General features: G+C 74.6%; 7 protein-coding genes and 1 other RNA gene. 6 read left to right on the top strand and 2 right to left on the bottom strand.

The genetic code is table 11. The features are described from left to right. A partial coding sequence (locus OGL89_RS13185; protein ID WP_263120613.1) for an AAA family ATPase occupies positions 1-507 on the top strand: 507 nt, incomplete at its 5' end. A gap of 35 nt (positions 508-542) precedes the next feature. Here OGL89_RS13185 and OGL89_RS13180 read toward each other — a convergent pair. Next, entirely contained in the window at positions 543-878 is a 336-nt protein-coding gene (locus OGL89_RS13180) for a hypothetical protein (protein WP_263120612.1), read from the bottom strand. A 73-nt stretch (positions 879-951) separates the two neighbouring features. On the opposite strand from OGL89_RS13180, the gene ffs reads away from it, so the two are divergent. The 3 genes from ffs (at position 952) to OGL89_RS13165 (ending at position 3,382) form a co-directional block, all read left to right on the top strand. Beyond that, an RNA gene (gene ffs / locus OGL89_RS13175) (signal recognition particle sRNA small type) lies at positions 952-1,048 on the top strand. A gap of 274 nt (positions 1,049-1,322) precedes the next feature. Beyond that, positions 1,323-2,009, top strand: coding sequence for an ABC transporter ATP-binding protein (locus tag OGL89_RS13170; protein WP_263120611.1), 687 nt, complete (start codon positions 1,323-1,325; stop codon positions 2,007-2,009). Further along, positions 2,006-3,382 (top strand): FtsX-like permease family protein, encoded by a 1,377-nt coding sequence (locus tag OGL89_RS13165; RefSeq protein ID WP_263120610.1) that lies wholly within the window; start codon positions 2,006-2,008, stop codon positions 3,380-3,382. Before OGL89_RS13170 ends, OGL89_RS13165 begins: the two co-directional genes overlap by 4 nt. A gap of 53 nt (positions 3,383-3,435) precedes the next feature. Here the strand turns inward: OGL89_RS13165 and OGL89_RS13160 are convergent, their stop codons facing one another. Beyond that, the gene (locus OGL89_RS13160) at positions 3,436-6,099 is read right to left on the bottom strand and encodes an IPT/TIG domain-containing protein (RefSeq protein ID WP_263120609.1); all 2,664 of its coding nucleotides are present in this window, start codon (positions 6,097-6,099) and stop codon (positions 3,436-3,438) included. Positions 6,100-6,429: 330 nt separating this feature from the next. Here OGL89_RS13160 and OGL89_RS13155 point away from each other — a divergent pair, with 330 nt between their 5' ends. Both OGL89_RS13155 and OGL89_RS13150 read left to right on the top strand, forming a co-directional pair. Continuing rightward, a complete protein-coding gene (locus OGL89_RS13155) occupies positions 6,430-7,158 on the top strand; it encodes an SDR family oxidoreductase (RefSeq protein WP_263120614.1) in 729 nt (242 codons plus the stop codon). Between the two features lie 124 nt (positions 7,159-7,282). Further along, entirely contained in the window at positions 7,283-8,332 is a 1,050-nt protein-coding gene (locus OGL89_RS13150; protein ID WP_263120608.1) for a serine/threonine-protein kinase, read from the top strand. Positions 8,333-8,344 lie beyond the last annotated feature (12 nt).

Below are 8,344 nucleotides of genomic sequence, written 5' to 3'. Positions count from 1 at the left end.
GCGGAGGGTGGGTCGACCGCGGCGCGGAACGTCACGCGCCCCTCCGAGTCGGAGCTGTGGCGGCACCTGCTGCTCGAGCGCGGCGCGGGCGGTGCGCGGCAGGGGTTCTTCCTCCGGGCGGAGACGATGCACGGCCTGGCCACCTACCTGGAGGAGATCGGGTCGCCGGGCGCCGCACTGCACGAGATGTCGCACGGGGAGTCGTTCCTGGAGCTGATGGCGTCCCGGATGGTCCGGCGTGGGCTCTACGTGCTGGACGAGCCGGAGTCAGCGCTGTCCTTCACCAGCAGCCTGGCGCTGCTCGCCCATCTGCGGAAGCTGGTCCAGCACGGTTCGCAGGTGGTGCTGGCCACCCACTCGCCGGTGCTGGCGGCCCTGCCGGGGGCCACGATCTGGGAGGCCGGGCCGTGGGGGCTGCGGCGGGCGGCGTGGGACGAGCTGGACCTGGTGCAGGGTTGGCGCGGTTTCCTCGACGCGCCGGAACGGTATCTGCGGCATCTGGAGTGAGGCCCTCGCCCCTCACGCGTCCCGGGCTCCGGGCCTCAGCGGTCGAGTCTGCCGGGGTCCCGTTCGACCGCGTCCGGATCGACCAGGGAGGTCGGGGTCGGGCCGTCCACCCCGTCGCCGAACGCGGGGTAGGGGGTCCGGCCGAGCAGGTCGTCCTGGCCGCTCTGCAGGGCATGACCGTCGAGCCGCTGGGCGTCGATCAGTCGGATCCCCCGGCGGCGGGCGCGGATCAGCGACACGATCAGGGCGACCGGGACGACCAGCACCAGGCAGAGCCCCCACCACGGCGACAGCCACGGTGCGACGGTCAGTGAGCAGAGGCCCACGGCGACGACCAGCACGCCACCGGTCCAGCCGATCACCCTGCCCATGCCCTGCCCCCTCGCAGTCGGGTCCCAGTGAACCGCGCGCACCAGGGTGCTGTCGATCTGCGTTATCCTGGAGTCAGACCCCTCGTGCGGCGTCATCTCGCTGAACCCCCCCAGGGCCGGAAGGCAGCAAGGGCAGGTGAGCTCTGGCGGGTGTGCGGGGGGTCCTGTCATGCCCGGGGTGCACCGGGTGCTCGCGGGTCCGACCGTGGTCGCAGGCCAGGACCCGACCGCGGGGCGACGCGGTGGCACGGTCCCGATCACGACGCTGGACGCATGAGCCAGTCGATGTCCCCGATGCCGCAGCCGCCGGTTCCGCCCGGCGTGACGCCCGGACCGGTCCCGACGCCGGTGCCCGCGCCCGTGCCGGTCCCCACGACCGGGCCCGCGCCGACGCCCACACCCGTGCCGGTCCCGACATCCGGTCCGCCCCCGACCCCGGCGCCGGTGGCGCCCGGCACCCGGCTGGCCGCACGGTCGCTGGTCAAGCGGTTCGGTGCCACGGTCGCGCTCGCCGGAGTCGACCTGGACATCGCCGCGGGGGAGTCGGTCGCCGTGATGGGGCCGTCCGGATCGGGCAAGTCGACGCTGCTGCACTGCCTGGCCGGGATCCTGGTGCCGGACAGCGGGGCCGTGCTGCTGGAGGGGCAGGGCGTGCACGCGATGAACGAGCGCGACCGGTCGATGCTGCGCCGGCAGCGGTTCGGCTTCGTGTTCCAGTTCGGGCAGCTGCTGTCCGAACTGCCCGCGGTGGAGAACGTCGCGCTGGCGCCGATGCTGAACGGGGCGTCGCGCAAGGAGGCGATGGCGCTGGCCGCCCAGTGGCTCGGGTCGCTGGGGCTGGCCGGGATGGAGACTCGACGACCGGGTGAGCTGTCCGGCGGGCAGGCGCAGCGGGTGGCGGTGGCCCGGGCGCTGATCACCGGCCCGCAGGTGGTGTTCGCCGACGAGCCGACCGGGGCGCTGGACCAGGCCACCGGCCACGACGTGATGCGGGTGCTGACCTCGACCTGCCGGCTCGCGGGGGCGACGTTGGTGGTGGTCACGCACGACGCGCAGGTCGCGGCCTGGTGCGACCGGCGGGTCGAGGTCCGGGACGGCCGTGTGGTCGCGGACGTGCGGCGGTCGGCATGAACGCGGTGCTGGCGCTCGCGCCGCGGCTGCGCCGGGCGGGTGGCCGGGACGATCGGCTGACCACGGCACTCGCGGTGGCGTCGTTCGCGGTGACGACGGCGCTGACCCTGTCGGTGATCGGCGGACTGCTCGGCTTCATCGGACGCCAGCAGGATCCGGTCGGCGCCTACCAGGAGGAGCTGGCGGGCAGCTACGTGATCTTCGCGTGGGTGGCCGTGGTGCTGCTGATCGTGCCGCTGCTGACGCTGGGCGGCTCGGCGGCCCGGCTCGGGGTGTCCCGCCGCGACGCGCGACTGGCGACGCTGCGGCTGCTCGGGGTCACGCCGCGCGAGGTCGTGGTGCTCACCGTGCTGGAGACCGCCTGGCAGGGACTGATCGGTGCCGTGATCGGCGTGGCCGGCTACCTGGCCCTGCTGCCGGTGTGGAGCCGGATCCCGTTCATGGGCGAGCCGTTGAGCACGGGCGAGCTGTGGGTCGGACCGTGGGTGCTGATCGGGACGGTGCTGGTGCTGCCGGTGCTCGCCGCGGTGAGCGGCATGGTGTCGCTGCGCCGGGTGGTGGTGTCCCCGCTGGGGGTTGCCCGCCGGCAGACACCGCCCGGGCTGCGCGCGGTGCGCGCGGTGGTGGCGGTGGCGGCGATGGGCTCGTTCATGGTGGCGACCTCGGTCGGTGGACTGCCGGAGGCGGCGCTGATGGTCGTGCTGGTCGGCACCCTCGGTCTGGGCTTCGCCGCGATGAACCTGATCGGGCCGTGGGCGTTGGGGTTGATCGGCAGGTTGCAGGCGCGGACGGCCCGGACCCCGGCGCAGCTGCTGGCCGCGCGCCGACTGGTCGACGACCCGCGGGCCGCGTGGCGGGTGGTCGGCGGACTCGGCTTGGCCGGGTTCGTGGCCGGGGCGCTCGCGGTGGTCCCGGTGCTGGCGTCCGCGGGCGGCGACGCGGAGATGGTCAGCGGTGACCCGACCTCGACGGCGACCTTCTCCGGAGACCTGATGCGCGGCGCGATGCTGACCCTGGTGATCGCGTTCCTGGTGGCGGCCGCGGCGGCCGGGATCGGGCAGGCGGCCAGCGTGCTGGACCGGCGCCGGGAGTACGCGTTGCAGGTGCTCGCGGGGACCCCGGTCGAGCTGCTGGACCGCGTGCGGCGGCGCGAGGTGCTGATCCCGATGCTGCTGGTCGGGGTGGGGTCGGCGGCCACCGCGCTGATCATGCTGTCGCCGGTGTTCGGCGTCGCCGGGATCACCGACCCGAGCGGGCTGCTCCTGCTGGTCGGCTGCCTGGTGGGCGGGTGCGCCCTGGTGATGGCGGTGACCGAGACCAGTCGTCCGCTGCTGCGCTCGGTGCTGGCGGAGACCAGCGTCCGGCCCGACTGAGGCCGGGCCGGACGGGGTGACCGTCCCGGGAGAGACGGTCACCCCCCAGCCGCTCAGATCGCCCGGCGGCGCCGGACGGTGCGTGCCACCAGGAGCATCAGCGCGCCCCACAGCAGCAGCGCGGTGGCGGAGGTCGCGAACTGCGGACCGCCGTCGACGCCGGTGGTGGCCAGCCGCCCGCCGATCGTGTTCGCGTAGGTGAGCGTGACGCTGTCGGTCCCGCCCGGGGTGATCACCAGGAGCGTCGCGCTCCCCGGGTCACAGGCCGGGACGGCCAGGCTCAGGCTGGTCCCAGCGGCGTTCACCTCGACCTGCGACGCGGGGATGAGCGTGCCGCAGATGAAGGCCGAGGTCTGGCCGGGCACGAAGCCGGAGCCGCGCACCAGGACGCGGACGCCGCCGCCCACCCCGACGGTCGACGGGTCGGCGCCGGTGACGACGGGCGGTCCGGGCAGCACCGCGGCCGGGTCGTAGGTGTAGGTCAGCGGTGCGCTGGCGAGCCCACCCACCACGACCTGGACCGGGACGTCGCCGGCCGTGCCCGCCGGGGTGACCGCCAGGAGCACGCCAGGCGACAGCACCCGCACGTTCGTCGCGGGAACGCCGCCGAAGGTCACGGTGGTCCCGGCCGGATCGAAGCCGGACCCGGTGATGACGACGGTCTGGCCGCCGCTGGTCGGGCCGCTGGCCGGGAAGATCCCGGCCACGGTCGGCTGGACGGCGTAGGTGAAGGCGCCCGGCACCGTCGTGTCGGCACCGGGGGCGACCAGGGTGACATCGACCGCGCCAGCACTGTGCGGGGGAGCGACGACGGTCAACGAGGTGCCGTCGGGTGCCACGACGAGGCCGGTGCCCGGGACGCCGCCGAACAGGACCTCGGTGGTCGCCCCGAGGTCGGAGCCGGTGACGGTAACGGTGGTGCCGCCCGTGGTCGGGCCCACCCCCGGGCTCACGCCGGACACCGCCGGAGCGACGTAGGTGAAGGTGCCCGCCGGACGGGTGCCCGCGGGGAAGGTCACGACGACCGCTCGCGGGCCGGCCGTCTCCGACGGCGGCGTGGTCACCGTGATCGAGGTGCCGTCCGGGGCGACCGCGGTCACCGTCGCGGGGGTGCCGCCGATGGTGACGCCGGTCGCGCCGCCCAGGCCGGTCCCGGAGATGACGACGCTGGTGCCACCGGACGTCGGCCCGCTGGTGGGGGTCAACCCGGTGAACGTCGCACCCGAGCCGTCGTCGAGGTAGGTGTAGGCGTTCGGTGCCGGGGTCGCCCCGACCGCATTGGTGACCGTCACGTCCACCGGGCCGACCGGGCCGGGCGGTGTGCGGACGGTCAGGCTGGTGTCCGTGGGCTGGCCGACGATGGTCGCCTGGCCGGTGCCGAAGGTCACGGACGTGGTCGTCGCGAGGCCGGTGCCGGTGATGACCACGGTGGTGCCACCGGCCACCGGGCCGGAGGTGGGGGTCAGACCGGTGATGGTCGCCGAACCGGGAGCGAGGTACAGGTACCCGTCGGGGAGCGTGCCGTCCAGGCCGGGCAGCGTGACACCGACGTCCACCGTTCCAGCGGTTCCGGGCGGCGTGGTCGCGGTGACGGAGGTGCCGTCCGGCGCCACCGAGGTCACCGGGACCGAGACTCCGCCGAAGGTGACCGCTGTCGCCCCCTGCAGCCCGGTGCCGGTGACGGTGACGGGCTCATTGCCTGCCGTCGAGCCCTGAGCGGGCGTGACGGCAGTGACCGTGGGGGCCACGTAGGCGAAGACTCCGGCCGGGCCGGAGCCCGTGGTGCCCGTCAGGACGATCGGGGCGTCACCGGCGGTCTCGGACGCCGGGGTGGTGAACTGCACCGAGGTGCCGTCCGGTGCGACGACGAGCCCCGTCGCCGGTTCGCCGCCGACGGTGACCGCGGTGATCGTGTCCAGGCCGGTCCCGTTCACGGTGACGAGCGTTCCGCCGGACGTCGGGCCGGTGGTCGGTGCGACGGTGGTGATCCCGAACGGCGGGAGCTCGCAGGACGCCTGGGCCAGGGTGACCGACCCGAGCGGGATGCTCACCGGCGCTCCGGCGACGTCGGCGTCGAGGGTCAGGTCGACGTCGACCGCCGCGGCTGCGGCGGTGGTGGCCGTCAGCGTGACCGTGCGAGTGGCCACGGCGGTGATGGTGGCATCGGCGGCGCCGGGCACGGTGACGGCGAGGGTGACCGAGGCGGTCGGCGCGTTGGCGTCCAGCGTGACCGCGGTGCCGAGCAGCGCGAGACCGGTCACCGCGGCGTCCGCGGCGGGCGCGACGCCGATGGTGCAGGTCGCCGATGCGTTCACGGCATCCGCCGTGATCCCGAGGCCGGGCGTGGCCAGCAGTCCGAGGTCCAGATCCGTGATCGACGACGCGGACGAGGACTCGTTGACGGCGCGGGTCGCGGTGGCCGTCACCACCCCCGTGCTGAGCGTGGTCCCGATCGCACCCACTCCCGCTCCGACATCGACGAGGTTCGCGGTGTCGGTGCCGCCCCCGACGGGTGCCGAGACGGCGGCGGCCGTCACGTCCGCCGCCAGCAGCGGCACGCCCCCCAGCTCGGCGTCGAGATCGACGACCAAGGCTGTGGCGTCGGCGTCCCCGGGTGCGGCCGAGGCGGCCAGCGGGACGGCGACGACCAGACAGGCCGCGACGGTGGCCGCGGCGCCGACGGCGACGGCTGAACGTGCTCTGCGTGCATACCTCATGTGCGTGTGCCCCCTCGCACCACGGAAGATCGTGATGGCCGCGAGTGTGCGAGGGGATGGTCGGGGCCGCAAAAGGGCCGGAGGGCCTCGGTGACGTCCCTGCCCACCCTCCGGACCGGGCCGAGAGTGGAAGTGAGCTGCGGTTCGCCCCGGGATCCGAGCCGGGGGAACCACATGCTGTGCCGCCCACGGTTCACCCGAAGGGACCAACGGGGCCCGGCGGAGGAGTGCCGATCCTGGGATGTACAGGGCCTCCTCTGCCCGGCGGCGCAGGCGCACGCTCGGAGGCATGACCACAGCAACCGCCGAGAACCCCGTCGCCCCGTCGCCCTGATCACCGGGGGCGGTCGCGGACTGGGCCGCGCGACCGCGATCGCTCTGGCCGACGCCGGTGCTGACGTGATCGTCACCTACCGGTCCGGCGAGGCCGAGGCCCGCGACGTGGTGACCCGGATCGAGTCCCGAGGCCGCCGAGGAGTGGCGCTCAGGCTCGACACCACGGACATCGCGTCCTTCCCGGGCTTCGTCGAGGCGCTGCGCGGGGAACTGCCCGGGGGCGGCCTCGACATCCTGGTGAACAACGCCGGCACCGCGCTCTACAGCCTGCTCAGGGACACCACCGAGGAGGAGTTCGACCGGGTCTTCGCGGTCCACGTCAAAGGCCCCTTCTTCCTGACCCAGGCGATCGAACCGCTGATGGCCGACGGCGGCCGGATCGTCAACATCTCCAGTGCCCTGACCCGGATGACGTTCGCCCGGTCCGGCCCGTACGCGGCCGCCAAGGGTGCCGTCGAGGTGCTCACCCGCTACCAGGCGCTGGAGTACGGCGAGCGGGGCATCACCGCGAACGTGATCGCGGCCGGGGCGGTGCCGACCGACTTCGGCGACGGCAACCTGCGGTCCGACCCCGGCCTGCAACGGGCGATGATCGACCTGGCGGCGCTCAAGCGGCTGGCGACCCCCGAGGACATCGGCCGGGCCATCGCCGGTCTGACCACCGCCTCCGGAGGGTGGATCACCGGCCAGCGCATCGAGGCCTCGGGCGGCGTGCGCCTCTGAACGCCCCGCGACGCCGGGCCTCGCGGGTCCTCGCAGCCCCCGTTCGCGTGGAACCCGGCGTTCGACGCGCGCACCGGCGACAGTGCGGGAATGCTGGGTCCGACCACCAGGAGGTGACCGGACCGTGCCCTTGCCGCCCCGAGCGCGCGCGAGCGCGCCGTCCGCGACCGACGACGTCGCCCCCGACGGGGATCAGCCGACCATGGCGGCGACCGCTCCGGCGGCTGTCTCCGATCCGGCACAGCTGGTGCCGCCGACGCCGGAACCGCTGGTCCGGGGACTGGTGCTCGCCGGGCGCTACGAGGTGGCGGAACTGCTGGGCAGCGGCGGGATGGCGGACGTGCACCGCGCCTACGACACCTTGCTCGGGCGGGACGTGGCGGTGAAGGCGTTCCGTGGTCCGGGGGAGAGCCACGCGGGTCGGCAGCGGGAGATGCGGCTGCTGGCCCGGTTCAGTCACCCCGGGCTGGTGGCGGTCTACGACGCGGGGACCGTCGATGAGGGGAAGGACCACGGACGGCACTTCCTGGTCCTCGAGCTGGTCCCGGGTCGCAGCCTCGCCGACGTCCTGCGCGACGGTCCGCTCACCGGGCCGCAGGTCGCGCGGTGGGGCCAGGACATCGCGGAGGTGCTGGCCTTCGTGCACGCGGCCGGGGTCGTGCACCGGGACGTGAAGCCGGCGAACATCCTGCTCCCGCCCGGAGTGCTCGACCCGGGTCCGCACGCCGTCCCGGACTCCGGGGTGGTGGGCGGTCCGGTGGCGCCGCCGTCGGCCAGGCTGGCGGACTTCGGGATCGCCCGGACGGCCCGCGATCACCCCGCGAGCCTGGCCGAGCAGAAGGGCACCCCGGGCTACCTCAGCCCGGAACAGGCCCGCGGTGCGCGTCCAGCCCCCGCCTGCGACGTCTACGCGCTCGGTCTGGTGCTGGTCGAGTCGCTCAGCGGGCGACGTGCCTTCGACGGGACACCGGTCGAGCAGGCCAGGGCCCGGCTGCGGCACGGACCGCGGATGCCGTCCGGGCTCGACGCCTCCTGGCGTGACCTGCTCACGGCGATGACCGCCCTGGATCCGGGTTCCCGCCCGGGCGCCGCGGAGGTCGGGTCGTGGCTCGCCGGGCTGGGGCCCGACGGCGCCACGGCGACCCAGGACGATCCGGCCGAGCGCAGCGCCTGAGCCGGTGGCGGA

Origin of the sequence: Cellulomonas sp. RIT-PI-Y (genome assembly GCF_025642745.1) — a bacterium.
In the GTDB taxonomy this organism is placed as follows: Bacteria; Actinomycetota; Actinomycetes; order Actinomycetales; family Cellulomonadaceae; genus Cellulomonas.
The sequence above is the reverse complement of the archived record's forward strand: the minus strand, read 5'-3'. Positions and strand labels throughout refer to the sequence as shown.